A 17,202-nucleotide genomic window follows, 5' to 3' on the forward strand; every position below is an offset into this window, starting at 1 on the left:
CCGGCTTTCGGGGCTGGCTTCCAAGCATTTTCCCGCAACGCTTCAAAGGAGATCGCAATGGCGGACCCTCACGAGCGGAACGGTGAAAATGAGCGGAAACCGGGCAGCGCCGACGATGCCGACCTGTCAGCGAGACTGAAGTCTCTCGACGCACGGATCTCCCAAGCTTCCGCGCATCGAGCCGAGTCAGAACCTCGTGCCCGTCCGACGTCAGATTCCAGCGCTCTCGGCCAAGCCTTCAGGCTCTCGGCAGAATTCGTCGCAGGGGTCGCGGCCGGTGGAATTCTGGGTTGGATTGTCGACCGTCTGGCCGGGACGTCCCCTTGGGGCCTGATCGTTTGTCTGATACTCGGCTTCTGCGCCGGGATGCTCAACCTGATGCGAGCAGCCGGGATGGTGAAATCCGCCCGGTATGACGACAAGCGGTGACGGACCTTCGAACGCCGAACGGCATTTGATAACATCGAACTTTGAGAGCGGATCATGGCGAGCCCGATCGAACAATTCCAGATCAAGCCCATCATTCCGGTCATCAACTTCACCAATTCGTCCCTGTTCATGATCGGCGCAGCCGCCGTGATCGTGGGCGGCCTGCTGCTGGCGACCCGCAAGCGCGCCGTCGTTCCGGGCCGCGCCCAGTCGGTGGCCGAGGTCCTGCACGATTTCGTCGCGAACACGCTGGTCGATGCCACAGGCAAGGAGGGAATGAAGTTCTTCCCCCTCGTCTTCTCCCTCTTCATGTTCGTGCTGACGGCTAACCTGCTCGGCATGATCCCGGGCTTCTTCACGGTCACCAGCCACATCATCGTCACCTTCGCCCTGGCCATGCTCGTCATCGGCACGGTGGTGATCTACGGTTTCATGAAGCATGGCACCCACTTCCTCGGCCTCTTCGTGCCGTCGGGCGTGCCGGGATGGCTTTTGCCCTTCATCGTGGTGATCGAGCTCATCTCGTTCCTGTCCCGCCCGATTTCGCTCAGCCTGCGTCTCTTCGCGAACATGCTCGCGGGACACATCGCGCTGAAGGTCTTCGCAGGCTTCGTCGTCAGCCTCCTGGCTGCCGGCGGTGCCCTGACGATCCTCGCTCCGCTGCCGCTTCTCATGGCGGTTGCTCTCATGGCGCTCGAGTTCCTCGTCGCCGCTCTGCAGGCCTATGTCTTCACGGTGTTGACCTGCATCTACCTCAACGACGCGCTGCACCCGGGCCACTAGGTCTGCGCCGAGTTACCTCCCCTCCCTCCCGATCACAGTTTTCCCAAGGAGATCACAATGGATCCGATTGCTTTCAAGTACCTCGGCGCGGGCCTCGCCTGCATTGGCATGGGTCTCGCCGCTATGGGCGTCGGCAACATCTTCGGTAACTTCCTCTCCGGCGCTCTGCGCAACCCGTCGGCCGCCGACGGCCAGTTCGCCCGCGCCTTCATCGGTGCGGCGCTCGCAGAAGGTCTCGGCATCTTCTGCCTCGTCGTCGCTCTCGTTCTGCTCTTCACCTAATCTCAAGACGGTGATCGGGAGGTCGAGGCGTGCGAACGCTTCGCCTCGACAAGGGTGACGGCGGATCCACCGCCGTCATTCATGTTTGTAGGATTCCTTATCCTTTAGGATCTGCTCCATGGCTCAGGCTCAGACGACCCATGCCACAACAGAGGCCCACGGCGGCACTCATGAGGAGGTCGGCTTTCCGCCCTTCATGACGGAGACTTTCGGTGGTCAGCTCCTCTGGCTGGCGATCACCTTCGTGGTGCTCTACACCCTGCTCTCACGGCTGGTCCTGCCGCGTCTGGGCGGAATCATCGAGAACCGCCGCGCGATGATCTCCAACGATCTGGATGACGCGGCTGCCATGAAATCCCGCGCGGAAGAAGCCGGAGCCGCCTACGAGAAGGCTCTCGCCGAAGCCAAGGGCCGCGCACAGGCTCTCGCGCAAGAAACCCGCGCCAAGCTCTCCGCCGAGAGCGACACGACGCGCAAGGCCCTCGAGGCCGACCTCAACCAGCGCCTGGCCGATGCGGAAGCGACGATCACGTCCAAGAAGGCAGAGGCCATGAGCCACGTGGATGCCATCGCCCGCGATACGGCCTCCGCCATCATCGAGCGCCTGACCGGCAAGGCCCCGGCCCCGCAGAAGGTCGAAGCCGCTCTTAACCAGATCAAGGCCTGATCGGGAGGTCCGCATGTTACAAAGCGCTGAATTCTGGGTTGGGGTTGCGTTCGTCATCTTCTGGGGCGTGATGTTCTATTTCGGCGTTCCCGGGAAGGTGATGAACCAGCTCGATTCCCGCGGCAAGCGCATTGCCGACGAGTTGGCCGAGGCCAAGCGCCTGCGCCAGGATGCCGAACGGCTCCTCAAGGAGTACGAGTCCAAGCGCGCCGCCGCCGAGCGCGAGGCGGCCGATATCGTCTCCACTGCCCGCGACGAGGCCGAACGTCTCGCCCGCGAAGCCCAGGAGAAGATGGCCGATTTCGTGAAGCGCCGCACGGCCACCGCCGAGGCCAAGATCGCCCAGGCCGAGGCTCAGGCCTCCGCCGAGGTGCGTGCCGCCGCCGTGGACGCCGCCATCAAGGCCTCGGAGCGCGTCCTGCGCGACGAGATCACCGGCGCCACCGCTGCCTCGTTCGTGACGGCCAGCCTCAACGACGTGCGGACGAAGCTGCAGTAAGGGCCTCGTTTCGGACGAACCCTATCAAGGCCGCCCTCCGAGGCGGCCTTTTTGCTTGGAGGATGTGATGCTGCTGATCTTCGACTGCGACGGGGTTCTGGTCGATTCCGAGGTGTTGAGCTGCCGGATCGACGCGGAGTTCCTCACCGAGATCGGAGTACCCTACACGGCCGAGGAGATCGCACGGCAATTCCTCGGCGTGAGCTTGAAGACCATGATCTCGCGAATCGAGGCCGAGCGGAATTGCAAGCTTCCCGACGATTTCCCCGAACGCCTCAACCGTCTTCTTTTCGAACGCTTCGAGACGGACCTGAAGCCGATCGAAGGCGTACGGGATGCGATCCTCTCCCTCCCCTTTCCGCGCTGCGTCGCGTCATCATCCATCCCCGAGCGCATTGCGTTGTCGCTTCGCGTCACCGGACTGGCCGACCTGTTCAACGACATCTTCAGCTCGACCCAGGTCGCGCGGGGGAAGCCGGCGCCGGACCTGTTCCTTCATGCTGCAAGGCAAATGAACGTACGTCCGGAGGATTGCCTGGTGATCGAGGATTCCATTGCGGGCGTTCAGGCTGCGCTTGCCGCAGGCATGCGGGTTGTCGGCTTCGTCGGCGGCAGCCATTGTGAGCCGGATCACGCCGAGAAGCTGCGGCAGGCCGGTGCCTCCGTCATCATCGAGCGGATGTCCGATTTGCCGGCCGCCGTGTCGACCTCCTGCTAATCGCCGCGTCATCACCGGCCTTGTGCCGGTGATCCCGATGCAAGTCGCGCGGTGCTCTCCGAAGCGGGACGACCGGGCTTGTCCCGGCCATGACGAGGAACGGCTATTCCGCGTTTCCGCATGCCCAAAGTGAAGTGCCCTGAGATGAAAATGCCCGGCACTCGGCCGGGCATTCAATTTCTTAAGAGTTTTACTCCGCGGCCTCCGCCACCGGCGCGGGTGGGGTCCACTTGAGCACCGGGTTGCGGGCCGCGCGGGTCTCGTCCAGGCGACGCCGGGGAGCGTGGTAAGGGGCGCCGGTGAAGCGCTCCGTGTCGCCGTTCTTCGCCGCCATGGCGAGGTCGCGCAGGGTCGCGATGAAGAGGTCGAGCGAGGACTTCGATTCGGACTCCGTCGGCTCGATCAGCATGGCGCCATGCACCACCAGCGGGAAGTACATGGTCATCGGGTGGTATCCCTCGTCGATCATGGCCTTCGCCACGTCGAGGGTGGTCACCCCCGTGTCCTTCAGCCACGCATCGTCGAACAGCACCTCGTGCATGCACGGCTTGTTGCCGAAGGGCAGCGAGAGGAGATCGGCGAGGCCTGCGCGGATGTAGTTGGCATTGAGCACCGCATCCTCGGAGGCTTGCTTCATGCCGTCCGAGCCATGCGAGAGCATGTAGGACAGGGCGCGCACGTACATGCCCATCTGGCCGTGGAAGGCGGTCATGCGGCCGAAAGGCTTTTCCGCCGCATCGCTTTCCTGTTCCACGAGTTCGAAGCCATTCTGTCCGACCCGCACGAACGGTACCGGCGCGAAGGGCGCGAGACGTGCTGAGAGCACCACCGGGCCTGAGCCCGGGCCACCGCCGCCGTGAGGCGTCGAGAAGGTCTTGTGCAGGTTGATGTGCATGGCATCGACGCCGAGATCACCCGGCTTCGCCTTGCCGACGATGGCGTTGAAGTTGGCGCCGTCGCAATAGAAATAGGCGCCTGCATCGTGGATGGCTTTCGCGATCTCCGCCACCTGCGGCTCGAAGAGGCCGCAGGTGTTGGGATTGGTGAGCATGATGGCCGCGACATCGGGACCGAGTCGCTCCTTCACGTCCTCCACATGCACCCAGCCGTCCTCGCGCGCCGGCACCGGCTTCACCACGAAGCCGATGAGTGCCGCGGTGGCCGGGTTCGTGCCGTGAGCCGAATCGGGCACGAGCACCACGTTGCGGGTCTTGCCCTCGCCCTTTGCCTCGATGGCGGCCTTGATCGCCATCATGCCGCAGAGCTCGCCATGGGCGCCGGCCTTCGGTGAAAGCGCGACCGCCGTCATATTGGTGAGCGTGACCAGATAGCGCCCGAGCTCGTTCATCAGCCCCAGCGCTCCCTGCACGGTCGAGATCGGCTGCAGCGGATGCACGTCGGAGAAGCCCGGCAGGCGCGCCACGCGCTCGTTGAGCCGCGCATTGTGCTTCATGGTGCAGGAACCGAGCGGGAACAGGCCCGTGTCGATGCCGTAGTTCTGTTGGCTGAGGCGCACGTAATGGCGCATGGTCTCGGGCTCGGAGAGGCCCGGCAACCCTATGGGCTCCTTGCGCTCAAGGCCGCCGAGGCGCGGCTTGAAATCCTCCGGCTCGTCGAGGTCGACGCCGGTCGTGTCGTAACGGCCGATTTCGAAGAGCAGCGGCTCGACCTGCGCCAGCGCCTTGTTGCCGGTGAAGGTCGGATGGCTGCCAGCGGCAGAGCCGGTGGCGCGGTTGGCATCCCCCTGCAGGCGGGCAGCCTGATCGCCCATGCCGGCGGCCGGATCGGACACGCCGTGCGCCTGCGGAGCGGAGGGTCGTCCCTGACGGTTCAACATCACAGAACCTCCTTCAAGGCGGCACAGAGGGCCGCGCGGTCATCGTCGGTGTTCACTTCGGTGGAGGCAACGAGCAGCAGGTTGTCGAGGCCTGCATCGGGCAGGAGGCGCGATACGGGCACGCCCGCGAGCACACCCTTTTCGGCGAGACGCTCGACAACTTCGGCCGCAGGCTTCGCGAGCTTCACGGTAAATTCGTTGAAGAACGTCCTGTTGAGCACCTCGACGCCCTTCACGGCCGCGAGCCCATCCGCCAGCTTCACCGCATTGGCATGGTTGATGCGGGCAAGCCGCGACAGGCCGGCTTCGCCGAGAAGCGTCATGTGAATGGTGAAGGCGAGCGAGCAAAGTCCTGAATTGGTGCAGATATTCGATGTCGCCTTGTCGCGCCGGATATGCTGCTCGCGGGTCGAGAGCGTCAGCACGAAACCGCGATTGCCATCGGCATCCACCGTCTCGCCGCAGAGACGCCCCGGCATCTGCCGGATGTATTTCGACTGCGTGGCGAAGAGGCCGACATAAGGCCCGCCGAAATTCAGCGCATTGCCGATCGACTGCCCCTCGCCCACCACGATATCGGCGCCCTGGCTTCCGGGAGATTTCAGCAGGCCGAGCGACACGGCTTCCGTGAACACCGCGATCAGCAGCGCGCCGTGCTGGTGCGCCTTGTCGGCGATGGCCTTCAGGTCGCGCACATTGCCGAACACATCCGGCGTCTGCACGACGACACAGGACGTCTTGTCGTCGATCTGCGAGAGAATGTCCTCGGTGCCGCTCACATCCGGGTTCATGGTCACGACTTCGTCGCTCGCCATGTCGGAGAGCGTCCTCACCACGTCGGCATAGTGCGGATGCAGGCCGCCCGAGAGAACGGCCTTGCGGCGCTTGGTGACGCGGTGCGCCATGAGCACCGCCTCGCCCGTGCCGGTGGAGCCGTCGTACATGGAGGCATTCGCCACATCCATGCCGGTGAGCGCGGCGACTTGCGTCTGGAACTCGAAGAGATATTGCAACGTGCCCTGCGCGATTTCGGGCTGATACGGCGTGTAGCTCGTCAGGAACTCCGAGCGCTGAATCAGGTGATCGACGGTCGCCGGCACATGATGCTTGTAGGCGCCCGCGCCGACGAAGAACGGCACCGACGAGGCGGAGACGTTCCTGGCGGACATGCGGGAGAGGATGCGCTCCACCTCCAGCTCGCCCTTGCGGCGCGGCAGATCCACCGGCTCCTCGAGGAGCAGGTTCTTCGGCACGTCGGCGAACAATTCATCGACATGATTGACACCGATCCGCGCGAGCATCTCGCCGCGGTCGGTGTCGGACAAAGGCAAATAGCGCATCGGCAAAAAACCTTGGGTGAGTTAGAGCATTTTCCGCAAAAACGGATACCGGTTCTGCGTCAGAAAATGCGGCTTTCCATGAACGGAGTGCGTCGCCATGGAGACGCACTACGGCGAGGGAATGCCCGCCACGACAATCTCCGTGAGCACGGAATTGGCGATGAAGCATTCCTTGTGGGCGAGGTGATGCATGTCGGCGATCTGCTCCGGTGTCGGAACCTTGTCGCCCGAGAATTCGATGGTCGGGTTCAGGGTGACCCTGGACACGAAGAGCTTCCCGTTCTCGTTCTTGGTCATGATCCCGAGCGCTTCGTCCTCGTAAGCGTCGACGACGAAGCGCTTCTTGGCGGCGATCGACAGGAAGGTCAGCATGTGACAGCTCGAGACGGCCGCCACGAAGGCTTCTTCCGGATCGACCGCATCCTCCCGCGAGAGGGGCAACGGCACCACGGAGGGCGACGCGGAGCCTGGCACTTCAATGCCGCCATCGAAGCTCCAGGTGTGACCGCGGCTGTAGCGGTTGTCGGAGAAGATCTCGTCAGCCAGCCGCATCCAGCGAATCGCCGCCTTGTATTCGTGCGCCATTGCCGTGTTCTCTTCCTAGGAGATCGACTTCACGAATTCCTGGTACTGCTCTTCGGTCATGAGGCCGTCGAGCTCGCCTTGGTCCGTGAGGCGGATCTTCATGAACCAGCCGCGGCCGGCGGGATCCTCGTTGACCGTGCCGGGAGAGGCTTCGAGATCGCTGTTGACCTCGACCACTTCGCCGGACACCGGAGCATAGACTTCGCTCGCGGCCTTCACGCTTTCGACGACGGCGGCTTCGTCACCCTTCGACAGGGTCTTGCCGACGCTCGGCAGCTCCACGAAGACGACATCGCCGAGTTGGCCCTGGGCGTAGTCGGAGATTCCGACGATGCCGGCATCGCCCTCGATGCGGACGTATTCGTGATCCTTGGTGTAGCGCGTGGTCATGGTGAATTCCCTCTTCTTGAAATGTCAGCGCTTGTAGCGATGGGGTGCGAACGGCATGGCCGCGACCTTGGCCGGCAGCGGCTTGCCCCGAACGATGAGATGCAGGTCCGTGCCGGCAGTGGACACGTCCTTCGCGACATAGCCCATGGCGACCGGGCCGTTGACCGTGGGGCCGAAGCCGCCGGACGTCACGATGCCGACTTCGCGGCCATCCGGAGTCGTGATGATCGTCCCCTCGCGGGCCGGAGCACGGCCTTCGGGCTTGATGCCGACGCGGACACGCGCAGCACCGTCCCTGATCTCACGCTGGATGCGCTCGGCTCCGGGAAAGCCCCCCTCCTCGCGGCGGCGCTTCTGGATCGACCAGATCAGGCCGGCCTCGATGGGCGACGTCGTGCTGTCGATGTCATGGCCGTAGAGGCACAGGCCCGCTTCGAGCCGAAGCGAATCCCGCGCGCCGAGGCCGATGGCCTTCACCTCCGGATCCACAAGCAGCGTATTCCAGAGCTTGGCCGCATCCGCGGCGTGGCAGGAGATCTCGAAACCGTCCTCGCCGGTGTATCCAGAGCGGGAGACGTGGCACCAGGTGCCATCGATCTGCACATCGGCGGACATCATGAACGGGAGTGCGGCGGCCTCTGGCGCGAGCTTGGCCAGCACGGCTTCGGCGGAAGGCCCCTGCAGCGCCATCAGCCCCAGGCTGTCCTTCGGGTTCAGGGAAACGCCCTGAGGCAGGCGAGCCTGGATATGGGCGTAATCGGCATCCTTCATGGAGGCGTTCACCACCAGATAGAGCCAGCCTTCGTGACCGGGAGCGCCGACGCGGGTGACCATGAGGTCGTCGAGAATGCCGCCGTCATCCGCCAGAAGCTGCGAATAGCGCTGCTGGTTGGGCTTCAGGTTCAGGACGTCGGCGGGAACCAGCACCTCAAGTGCCCGGGCCACGGTCTCGTGGCTCTTGTCCTCTGCGACGAGGAAGGCCTGGCCCATATGGGAGACGTCGAACAGTCCCGCATGCTCGCGGGTCCAGTTGTGCTCGGTCAGGATGCCGGTGGGGTACTGCACCGGCATGTCGTAGCCGGCGAAGGGCACCATGCGGGCACTAAGGGCCACATGTTCCGCGTGGAGCGGGGTTTGCAGGAGCGGCTCGTCGCTATGCGCTGGCTCGGCCATCGGGTTCCCTCAAAGGTGCGCGTTCCATCGAGCCTTGCGGCCCGTTGCTGTGCGCCCCCTCTGTCCCGAGACCTGAGAGATTTCCCTGGCGCTTTTGCGGCAGGTTACGCCCGTCGGTGGGCGACGCTTTGAAACGTCGCCGCTTTCCAGAGTGCCAGCTCCCGCGCGGTCCTTTGGCCTGAGCGTTTCCGGGGCGGTTGCGCCTTCGGCGCCGGACGCTTTCGGTCCGGTCTCTTCCGCGGGGATCATCGGCTGGATTTAAGCTCTGAAGAGGAAATGCACTCCTGTCAACAAAGCAGGCTGCCGCACCGGATATCTCCCCGCATTAATTGACGGCAGCCTCCGGACGCTCCATCTTAAGCGCCTCGTCCACAGAAGGGGAGAATGCGGCCTGATCCGGTCGGCAGCTCCACGCATCGTTGCTCGAACTGATCATCGCTCTCGCTCTCGTCGCCCTCAACGGCGTCTTTGCTCTTTCCGAACTCGCCATCGTCTCCGCCCGCCGGGCCCGCCTCAAGGCCATGGCCGAACAGGGCCGTTCGGGCGCCACCACGGCCCTGGCCCTCATGGAGGATTCGGGCCGCTTCCTTTCCACGGTCCAGATCGGCATCACCCTCGTGGGCATCCTGGCCGGCGCCTTCTCGGGCGCGGCGCTCGGCGACCGGCTGACCCAGATCCTGCTGGCCCAGGGCATGCCCGAGGGCGCGGCCGAGCCTCTCGGCTACGGCATCGTGATCGGCATCATCACCTATCTCTCCATCGTCATCGGCGAGCTGGTGCCGAAGCAGCTCGCCCTGCGCAATCCGGAGGGCATCGCCTGCACCATGGCGCCCATGATGCTGGTACTCTCGAAGGCCGCAGCCCCTGCCGTCTGGTTGCTCAACGCCTCCACCAGCCTGATCTTCAGCCTCCTGGGGGCCAAGTCCGACGACTCGTCGACGGTCACGGAAGAGGAGATCAAGATGCTCGTCGGCGAGGCCGAGAGCGCCGGCGTGATCGAGGAGGAGGAGCGGCGCATGATCTCGGGCGTGCTGCGCCTCGGAGACCGTACGGTGCGCGGACTCATGACCCCTCGCACGGATGTGGACTGGATCGATCTCGGCGACGACGAGGCGGAGATCCGGGAATTGCTGATCGAGACCCCGCATTCCCGCCTGCCCGTCAGCGAGGGGACGCCCGACAACGTGATCGGCGTGGTCCAGTCGCGGGAGCTTCTCGCGGCCATGCTGTCGGGCCAGCCCTTGGACATCCGCGGCCACGTGCAGCAGGCCCCCGTCATTCCGGATACGCTCTATGCCCTGGATGCGCTTGCCACCCTGCGCGATGCGGAGGTGCCGATGGCGATCGTCCATGACGAGTACGGGCATTTCGAAGGGGTCGTGACCCCGGCCGACGCCCTGGAAGCCATCGTGGGTGCCTTCCGCTCCGATGGCGAGGCTCCCGAGCCCGACGCCATCCGGCGGGATGACGGCTCATGGCTGCTCGCGGGCTCCATGCCGGTCGACGAGATGGCCGAGGTCCTGGGCGTCACGCTGCCCGAGACCCGCAGCTATCACACGGTCGGGGGCCTGGTGATCAGCGAGCTCCAGCATCTGCCCAACACGGGCGAGCATGTGGACACCCTCGGCTGGCGCTTCGAGGTGATCGACCTGGACGAGCGGCGGATCGACAAGGTCCTGGCCGCTCCCCTCAACCAGAGAGCGGGCGCCGCCGCCCTCTACTGAGCTTAGCCGCGCCGGCCCGTCGCACGGCCGCCGAGGCCGACCTCGATCTCGAAGCTGTTTGCATAGGCGGCGGGAACCACGATGCCCTCTTCAATCACCGACACGGTCGTCCGGGACTGGCCGGCCGGAATCGCAGTCGCCACGCGGCGGGACCGGTTGGCGAAGACGGTCGAGCCGTCCTTCACGACGATCTGGATCGGCACGTCGTAGCGCCCAGACGATCCGCCGACGCCCACAAGCGCCTGCGCCTCGACGCCGACCTTGACCAGGGTCGAGCCATCCGGCTGGCCGATGCATTCGCGGGCCACCTCGCCCAGGGCCACCTGGCTGCGGACGGCACCGCTCTCTCCGCCACCGCGGACCTGGATCGCGGCGCCGCCGTCGATGACCTCGATGGTCGGGCAGTAGACATCCCGGATCTCGGCCGACTGGGCCGGCGCCTGGGTCGTACCTGCGGTGAGCAGCATGTCGCCTAGGCCGAGGCCGCCCTCTCCCGGGGCGCCGCAGCCCGTCAGGGCCGAGAGGCCGAGCACGGCGAGCGTCCATCCGGCCTTGCGGCCCAATCCATTTCTCATGATCGCCCCCACCTTCTTGTTCATCTCTTACGGAAGGGCATCGAACCCGGCCGCAAATCCGTTCAGGGACACGGGAATGCCGATCCCTTCCTCAGGCGTCTGGAAGACGATGAAGGTGGCCGCCTGACCCGTCTTCATCTGATTGATCAGGTTGTCCTCCATCACGACCTCGGCCACGCAGCCCGTGGCCAGGCAGCGCACAAAGCCGGCCCGGCCGATATCCGTCTGGTCGATCTTGAGGCCCAAGCCTGACGGCAGCAGAATACCAAGAGGCGCGACGACGCGCAGGAGGCGGCTTTTGCCGTCGGCGGTTTTCAACACAATAATGACGAGAGTGACGTTGGGGCGGTCCTCGGCGACGACGTTCTGCACGAGAGCGCATTGCTCGGCCGTGGCGCCCGCTGGCGTCTCGCAGCGCATCTGCCATTCCCCATAGGTGTTCTTCACCATGCCCTGAGCGCCGGCGCCACTGGCCCCGAACAGGGCCGACAGCCCCAGGATTGCCGCCGCACAATGGCGAGCCCACCGCGATCCGCCCATCGGTTTCTCCATTCATTAACCCTGCTGAAAGGGTCGCGGCCGGCCGCCGCTTCGGTCCATCTTTGGCCCGTTGGGACCATGGCAGGGGGCGCGATGTCAAGCGAGAGGACCCGTTTGGAGGGCCGAAATGATTTTTGGCGGTTATGACGCACAGTTTGGAACGCTTCTACCGTTGCGCTTGAGCGCGTCCTGTGATCTTTGACGCAGATCAAAGGTGATGGCGCAAGCCGGGCACCGCCTTCCGCACGCCCGCGCCTTCCCCGATGCTTTCATGGCCATGCGCCATCACATCTTTAGGAGCTTTGGAACGCCGATGCGGATCGAGACTGGACGTCGATCGGTGACCGCCCTCTCCACGGCAGCGGTCGCACTTGTGTTGGGCATAAGTGAGGCATGGGCCGCAGCCGGCCGGCCCTCCCCCTGGGAAACCGGCATGCAGGAGATGGTGACCGAGTTGGGACAGAGCGTGTCCAACTTCCACACCTACCTGGTTTGGCTGATCGCCGCGATCTGCCTTTTCGTGCTGGCCCTGCTCCTTGTGATCGTTGCCCGCTTCAACGAGAGCAAGAACCCGGTTCCTTCACAGACCACTCACAACACCCTGCTCGAGGTGGCCTGGACCGTCGTTCCGGTCCTGATCCTCGTGGCGATTGCCATTCCCTCGTTCCGCCTCCTGCGCCAGCAGCTCGTGCCGCCGCAGGCCGATCTCGTGGTCAAGGCGACGGGCTATTCCTGGTACTGGGGCTACGAGTACCCGGCCGATCAGGGCGGATTCAAGTTCGATTCGAACATGATCACCGAGGCCAAGGACCTGAAGCCCGACCAGCCGCGTCTGCTGGGCGCCGACAACGCCATGGTCGTACCGGTCGGCAAGGTCGTGCGGGTCCAGGTGACCTCCGCCGACGTGATCCACGCCTTCGCCCTGCCGTCCTTCTTCGTCAAGGTCGATGCGGTTCCCGGCCGCCTGAACGAAACCTGGTTCAAGGCCGAGAAGGAAGGCGTCTATTACGGCCAGTGCTCGGAGCTCTGCGGCAACGGCCATCCCTACATGCCGATCGAAATCCGAGTCGTGAGCGAGCAGCAATTTGCCGCTTGGCTGACCGAGGCGAAGCAGAAGTATGCTTCGACCGAGGGCTCTGCCCCGCTCAAGTTCGCGACCGCTCAGTAATTGTAAGAAGGACCACAGAGGTCTCATCATGGCACATGCAGCTGATGCCGCTCACGCGGATCACCACGATCACCTTCCGAGCTTCTGGCGTCGGTGGTTCTACTCCACGAACCACAAGGACATCGGAACGCTCTACCTCATCTTCGGCTTCACGGCCGGCATCGTCGGCGGCCTGCTCTCCATCGGCATGCGCCTGGAGCTCCAGGAGCCCGGCCTCCAGTTCTTCTCGAACCCGCAGGCCTTCAACGTCTTCGTGACCGGCCACGGCCTCATCATGGTGTTCTTCATGGTGATGCCCACGCTCATCGGCGGCTTCGGCAACTGGTTCATCCCGATCATGATCGGGGCGCCGGACATGGCCTTCCCGCGGATGAACAACATCTCCTACTGGCTCACCGTTTCGGCCTTCTGCCTGATGCTCTGCTCGCTCTTCGTCGAGGGCGCTCCGGGCTCGCTCGGCTTCGGCGGCGGCTGGACGGTCTACCCGCCGCTCTCGACCGTGGGCCATCCCGGTCCCGCGCTCGATTTCGGCATCCTGGCCCTGCACCTTGCCGGTGCCGCCTCGATCCTGGGTGCGATCAACTTCATCACCACGATCCTCAACATGCGCGCTCCGGGCATGACGCTGCACAAGATGCCGCTCTTCGCCTGGTCGATGCTGGTGACCGCTTTCCTGCTGCTCCTGTCCCTGCCGGTTCTCGCGGGTGCGATCACGATGCTGCTCACCGATCGCAACTTCGGCACGACCTTCTTCGAGCCGTCGGGCGGTGGTGATCCGGTGCTCTACCAGCACCTGTTCTGGTTCTTCGGCCACCCCGAAGTGTACATCATGATCCTGCCGGCCTTCGGCATCGTGTCGCACATCATCTCCACCTTCTCCAAGAAGCCGATCTTCGGCTATCTCGGTATGGCCTACGCCATGGTGGCCATCGGCGTGGTCGGCTTCGTCGTGTGGGCGCACCACATGTACACCGTGGGCCTCTCGCTCCAGACCCAGGCCTACTTCGTGTTCGCCACGATGGTGATCGCGGTTCCGACCGGCGTGAAGATCTTCTCGTGGATCGCCACCATGTGGGGCGGCTCCATCCGCTTCACGGCGGCCATGTACTGGGCGGTGGGCTTCATCTTCCTGTTCACGGTCGGCGGCGTCACGGGCGTTGTGCTGGCGAACGCTCCCGTCGACCGCTACATGCACGACACCTACTACGTGGTGGCCCACTTCCACTACGTGCTGTCGCTCGGCGCGGTCTTCGTGATCTTCGCAGGCATGTACTACTGGTTCCCGAAGATCACCGGCTACGTGATGCCGGACTGGATCGGCCGGCTGCACTTCTGGGTCGCCTTCATCGGCTCCAACGTGCTGTTCTTCCCGATGCACTTCCTCGGCCTCTCCGGAATGCCCCGCCGCTATGCGGATTATCCGGACGCCTTCGCGGGCTGGAACATGGTGTCCTCGATCGGCGCCTACGTGTTCTTCGCCGGTCTCTTCATCTTCATGTTCGGCGTGGTCTATGCCTTCGTTCGCAAGGAGAGGGCTGCCGACAATCCGTGGGGTGAAGGTGCAACGACGCTGGAATGGACCCTGTCCTCTCCGCCTCCGTACCACCAGTTCGAGACGCTGCCCCGCGTCATCGACACCGGACACTAACGCAAGCGAGCCGGGCGGCCCTGCGCCGCCCGCTCCTCTCCAGAGGGCTTGCAATGACAAGCCTTCCGGCGAGGAGCCGACAATCCGGAGGCCTTTTTGGCCTCGCCCCGGCATTTCGGAAGATCAATCAGCTATGAGCACCATGTCGAACAGTCTGACCGATAACCAAGCAGAGCAACTTGCCACGGCAGGCCTCTCGCAGGGTGACGTGTCCGACTTCTTCGCCCTTCTCAAGCCGCGTGTGATGTTTCTCGTCGTGTTCACGGCGCTCGTCGGCATGGTCGTGAGTCATCCGGACGTTCATCCGGTCGTGGCTTTCGTATCGCTGCTGATGATCGCCGTCGGCGGCGGCGCGTCCGGTTGCCTGAACATGTGGTGGGATGCGGATATCGACGCCGTCATGGTCCGCACCCGCAAGCGCCCGATTCCGGCCGGGAAGATCCAGCCGGGCGAGGCTCTGGCTTTCGGCATGACGCTCGCTGTCGGGTCGGTGATCATCCTGGGACTCGCCAGCAATTGGCTCGCGGCCGGACTGCTCGCCTTCACGATCTTCTTCTACGTGGTCGTCTATTCCATGTGGCTGAAGCGCTCGACGCCGCAGAACATCGTCATCGGCGGTGCGGCGGGCGCCCTCCCCCCGGTCGTGGCGCAGGCCGCCGTCACCGGTCATATCGCGTGGGACAGCGTCGTGCTGTTCGCCATCATCTTCATGTGGACCCCGCCCCACTTCTGGGCCCTGGCCCTGGTGAAGTCGGGCGATTACGAGCGCGCCGGCGTTCCGATGATGCCGAACGTCGCCGGACCCGACTCCACGCGCTTCCAGATCCTGGCCTACACTGTTCTCCTGGCCCCGCTCGGCCTGGCTCCGGTGGCTCTCGGCTTCGGCGGGCTGGCCTACGCGATCATCGCGCTGATCGGGGGCCTCGCCATGCTGGCGCTCGCCGTGCAGGTCTACCGCCTTCGCCAGGGCGAGCCCGCCATGCGCGTGGCCCAGCAGCTCTTCGGCTTCTCGATCCTCTATCTCTTCCTGCTCTTCGCGACCCTTCTCGCGGAGCATGGCTTCGGCTTCTTCCGGCCGGTTTTCGGGTGATCGGATGGTCGGCAACAAAGCTCCCCACGGCCTGACCCCCGCGGAACAGAAGCGCCGTCGCAAGCGTTCGCTTGCTCTGGCGCTCATTCTCGGTGCCCTCGTGCTGATTTTCTACGTGGTCACGATCGCGAAGCTTGGGCCGGGCGTCATGCAGCGGCCTCTGTGAGATTGAACCGATGACGGAAACCTCCAACCTTCAACGCAAGATGCACCGCACGGCCTTCGCCTGCGTCGGCATCGCCGTGGGAATGGTCGGCCTCGCCTACGCTTCCGTGCCGCTCTACGATCTCTTCTGCAAGGTCACCGGCTTCGGCGGCACCCCGATCATCCGCGATGCCAATGGCTCGGTGGTCATGGACCGGACGATCGCCGTGCGCTTCGACTCCAATGTCGCGCCCGGCCTGAACTGGCGCTTCGCGCCGGAGAAGCCGGAGGTCAAGGTCAAGCTCGGCGAAACCACGACGGTCACCTACAAGGTCACCAACATCGGCGACAAGGCGAGCACGGGCATCGCCACCTACAACGTGCAGCCGGATCTCGTCGGCACCTATTTCTCCAAGCTCGAATGCTTCTGCTTCACGGAGCAGACCCTGCAGGCGGGCGAGACCCTGGAATCAGCGGTCGTGTTCTACGTCGATCCCCGCCTCGTGCAGGATGCCGACGTGAAGGACCTGACCTCCCTCACCCTCTCCTACACCTACTTCCCCTCCAAGGGGGGCAAGCCGGTGGCGGAGGTGACATCATCCACCAAACCCATTGCGCAATAAGGGACGTGACAAGCTGGGCGGAAACGTCTTAAAGCGAGTTCACTTTCGAGGCACGGAGACGACACGAAATGGCCGAGGCCCACGCCAAGAACCACGACTACCACATTCTTGAACCGAGCCCGTGGCCGCTCATCGGCGCGGTCAGCGCCTTCCTGATGGCATCCGGGTTCGTGACCTGGTGGAAGGACATCGCCATCGCCGGGATGCATCTCGGTCCCTTCATCTTCGGCGCAGGCATCATCGGCGTGCTCTACACCATGCTCAGCTGGTGGACCGACGTGGTGCGCGAGGCCAACAGCGGCTACCACACCCGCGTGGTCCAGCTTCACCACCGCTACGGCATGATCATGTTCATCGCCTCCGAGGTGATGTTCTTCGCCGCCTGGTTCTGGGCCTATTTCGACGCCGCTCTCTATGCCGGCGACCCGCAGCTCTATGCCCGTGTCGAGGCTCTCGGCGGTGTCTGGCCGCCCAAGGGCATCGAGACCTTCGATCCGTGGCACCTGCCGCTCCTCAACACCCTGATCCTGCTCACCTCCGGCACCACCGTCACCTGGGCGCACCACGCGCTGCTGGAGAACGACCGTCAGGGGCTCAAGGCGGGCCTGTGGCTCACGGTGATCCTGGGCATGATCTTCACCTGCGTTCAGGCCTACGAGTACAGCCACGCCACCTTCGGCTTCGCCGGCAACATCTACGGCGCCACTTTCTTCATGGCGACGGGCTTCCACGGCGCGCACGTGATCATCGGCACGATCTTTCTGGCCGTCTGCCTGCTGCGCGCCTATCGCGGCGACTTTACGCCCAAGCAGCACCTCGGCTTCGAGTTCGCGGCCTGGTACTGGCATTTCGTCGACGTGGTGTGGCTCTTTCTCTTCGCCGCCATCTACGTCTGGGGCTTCGGCGGACACGCAGCCGGCCACTAAGCCGCTCGGTAAGACAAACTCAGCAAGGGCGGCTCTCGAAGCCGCCCTTCGCTTTTTGGCC

At 64.4% G+C, this 17,202-nt stretch carries 20 protein-coding genes and 1 riboswitch; of the genes, 13 read left to right on the plus strand and 7 right to left on the minus strand.

Going from position 1 to position 17,202, the window contains the following annotated elements; all coding sequences use genetic code 11:
* The first annotated feature begins 57 nt into the window (after positions 1–57).
* From KHP60_RS06230 to KHP60_RS06255, 6 genes are all read left to right on the plus strand, one after another.
* Positions 58–429, plus strand: a complete 372-nt coding sequence (locus tag KHP60_RS06230) for an AtpZ/AtpI family protein (protein ID WP_213562819.1) — start codon at positions 58–60, stop codon at positions 427–429.
* Between the two features lie 54 nt (positions 430–483).
* Positions 484–1,212 (plus strand): F0F1 ATP synthase subunit A, encoded by a 729-nt coding sequence (locus KHP60_RS06235; RefSeq protein ID WP_213562713.1) that lies wholly within the window; start codon positions 484–486, stop codon positions 1,210–1,212.
* A 57-nt stretch (positions 1,213–1,269) separates the two neighbouring features.
* Complete coding sequence (locus KHP60_RS06240; RefSeq protein ID WP_099508815.1) at positions 1,270–1,494, plus strand: F0F1 ATP synthase subunit C; 225 nt, start codon at positions 1,270–1,272, stop codon at positions 1,492–1,494.
* Positions 1,495–1,612: 118 nt separating this feature from the next.
* On the plus strand, positions 1,613–2,161 hold the full coding sequence (locus tag KHP60_RS06245) for a F0F1 ATP synthase subunit B' (protein ID WP_213562714.1): 549 nt from the start codon (positions 1,613–1,615) through the stop codon (positions 2,159–2,161).
* Positions 2,162–2,174: 13 nt separating this feature from the next.
* Positions 2,175–2,660 carry an ATP F0F1 synthase subunit B gene (locus KHP60_RS06250; RefSeq protein ID WP_213562715.1) on the plus strand — a complete coding sequence of 162 codons (486 nt, stop codon included), beginning with the start codon at positions 2,175–2,177 and terminating at the stop codon, positions 2,658–2,660.
* Between the two features lie 67 nt (positions 2,661–2,727).
* Positions 2,728–3,378 (plus strand): HAD family phosphatase, encoded by a 651-nt coding sequence (locus tag KHP60_RS06255; protein ID WP_213562716.1) that lies wholly within the window; start codon positions 2,728–2,730, stop codon positions 3,376–3,378.
* A gap of 190 nt (positions 3,379–3,568) precedes the next feature.
* Here the strand turns inward: KHP60_RS06255 and gcvPB are convergent, their stop codons facing one another.
* The 5 genes from gcvPB to gcvT form a co-directional block, all read right to left on the minus strand.
* Entirely contained in the window at positions 3,569–5,215 is a 1,647-nt protein-coding gene (gene gcvPB, locus KHP60_RS06260) for an aminomethyl-transferring glycine dehydrogenase subunit GcvPB (protein ID WP_249688559.1), read from the minus strand.
* Positions 5,215–6,555 (minus strand): aminomethyl-transferring glycine dehydrogenase subunit GcvPA, encoded by a 1,341-nt coding sequence (gene gcvPA, locus KHP60_RS06265; RefSeq protein WP_213562717.1) that lies wholly within the window; start codon positions 6,553–6,555, stop codon positions 5,215–5,217. Before gcvPA ends, gcvPB begins: the two co-directional genes overlap by 1 nt.
* Before the next feature lie 108 nt (positions 6,556–6,663).
* Positions 6,664–7,140, minus strand: a complete 477-nt coding sequence (locus KHP60_RS06270; RefSeq protein WP_213562718.1) for an OsmC family protein — start codon at positions 7,138–7,140, stop codon at positions 6,664–6,666.
* 15 nt (positions 7,141–7,155) lie between these two features.
* The gene (gene gcvH, locus KHP60_RS06275) at positions 7,156–7,530 is read right to left on the minus strand and encodes a glycine cleavage system protein GcvH (protein ID WP_213562719.1); all 375 of its coding nucleotides are present in this window, start codon (positions 7,528–7,530) and stop codon (positions 7,156–7,158) included.
* A gap of 24 nt (positions 7,531–7,554) precedes the next feature.
* On the minus strand, positions 7,555–8,703 hold the full coding sequence (gcvT, locus tag KHP60_RS06280) for a glycine cleavage system aminomethyltransferase GcvT (RefSeq protein ID WP_213562720.1): 1,149 nt from the start codon (positions 8,701–8,703) through the stop codon (positions 7,555–7,557).
* Positions 8,704–8,859: 156 nt separating this feature from the next.
* A riboswitch (glycine riboswitch) is annotated at positions 8,860–8,952 on the minus strand.
* A 170-nt stretch (positions 8,953–9,122) separates the two neighbouring features.
* Between gcvT and KHP60_RS06285 the strand changes: the two genes are divergently transcribed.
* Positions 9,123–10,427, plus strand: coding sequence for a hemolysin family protein (locus tag KHP60_RS06285; RefSeq protein WP_213562721.1), 1,305 nt, complete (start codon positions 9,123–9,125; stop codon positions 10,425–10,427).
* Positions 10,428–10,429: 2 nt separating this feature from the next.
* Here the strand turns inward: KHP60_RS06285 and KHP60_RS06290 are convergent, their stop codons facing one another.
* Both KHP60_RS06290 and KHP60_RS06295 read right to left on the minus strand, forming a co-directional pair.
* Positions 10,430–11,002 (minus strand): hypothetical protein, encoded by a 573-nt coding sequence (locus KHP60_RS06290; RefSeq protein WP_213562722.1) that lies wholly within the window; start codon positions 11,000–11,002, stop codon positions 10,430–10,432.
* Positions 11,003–11,029: 27 nt separating this feature from the next.
* The gene (locus KHP60_RS06295; protein ID WP_213562723.1) at positions 11,030–11,542 is read right to left on the minus strand and encodes an invasion associated locus B family protein; all 513 of its coding nucleotides are present in this window, start codon (positions 11,540–11,542) and stop codon (positions 11,030–11,032) included.
* Positions 11,543–11,855: 313 nt separating this feature from the next.
* On the opposite strand from KHP60_RS06295, the gene coxB reads away from it, so the two are divergent.
* The 6 genes from coxB (at position 11,856) to KHP60_RS06325 (ending at position 17,141) form a co-directional block, all read left to right on the plus strand.
* The gene (gene coxB / locus KHP60_RS06300; RefSeq protein WP_213562724.1) at positions 11,856–12,710 is read left to right on the plus strand and encodes a cytochrome c oxidase subunit II; all 855 of its coding nucleotides are present in this window, start codon (positions 11,856–11,858) and stop codon (positions 12,708–12,710) included.
* A 28-nt stretch (positions 12,711–12,738) separates the two neighbouring features.
* A complete protein-coding gene (gene ctaD, locus KHP60_RS06305) occupies positions 12,739–14,358 on the plus strand; it encodes a cytochrome c oxidase subunit I (RefSeq protein WP_213562725.1) in 1,620 nt (539 codons plus the stop codon).
* A gap of 133 nt (positions 14,359–14,491) precedes the next feature.
* A complete protein-coding gene (locus KHP60_RS06310; RefSeq protein ID WP_213562726.1) occupies positions 14,492–15,448 on the plus strand; it encodes a heme o synthase in 957 nt (318 codons plus the stop codon).
* 4 nt (positions 15,449–15,452) lie between these two features.
* Positions 15,453–15,614 (plus strand): hypothetical protein, encoded by a 162-nt coding sequence (locus KHP60_RS06315; RefSeq protein ID WP_213562727.1) that lies wholly within the window; start codon positions 15,453–15,455, stop codon positions 15,612–15,614.
* 10 nt (positions 15,615–15,624) lie between these two features.
* Positions 15,625–16,215 (plus strand): cytochrome c oxidase assembly protein, encoded by a 591-nt coding sequence (locus KHP60_RS06320; protein ID WP_213562728.1) that lies wholly within the window; start codon positions 15,625–15,627, stop codon positions 16,213–16,215.
* A 68-nt stretch (positions 16,216–16,283) separates the two neighbouring features.
* On the plus strand, positions 16,284–17,141 hold the full coding sequence (locus KHP60_RS06325; RefSeq protein ID WP_213562729.1) for a cytochrome c oxidase subunit 3: 858 nt from the start codon (positions 16,284–16,286) through the stop codon (positions 17,139–17,141).
* Positions 17,142–17,202: the final 61 nt, after the last annotated feature.

This window comes from Microvirga sp. 3-52, from assembly GCF_018383585.1.
Taxonomy (GTDB): domain Bacteria; phylum Pseudomonadota; class Alphaproteobacteria; order Rhizobiales; family Beijerinckiaceae; genus Microvirga.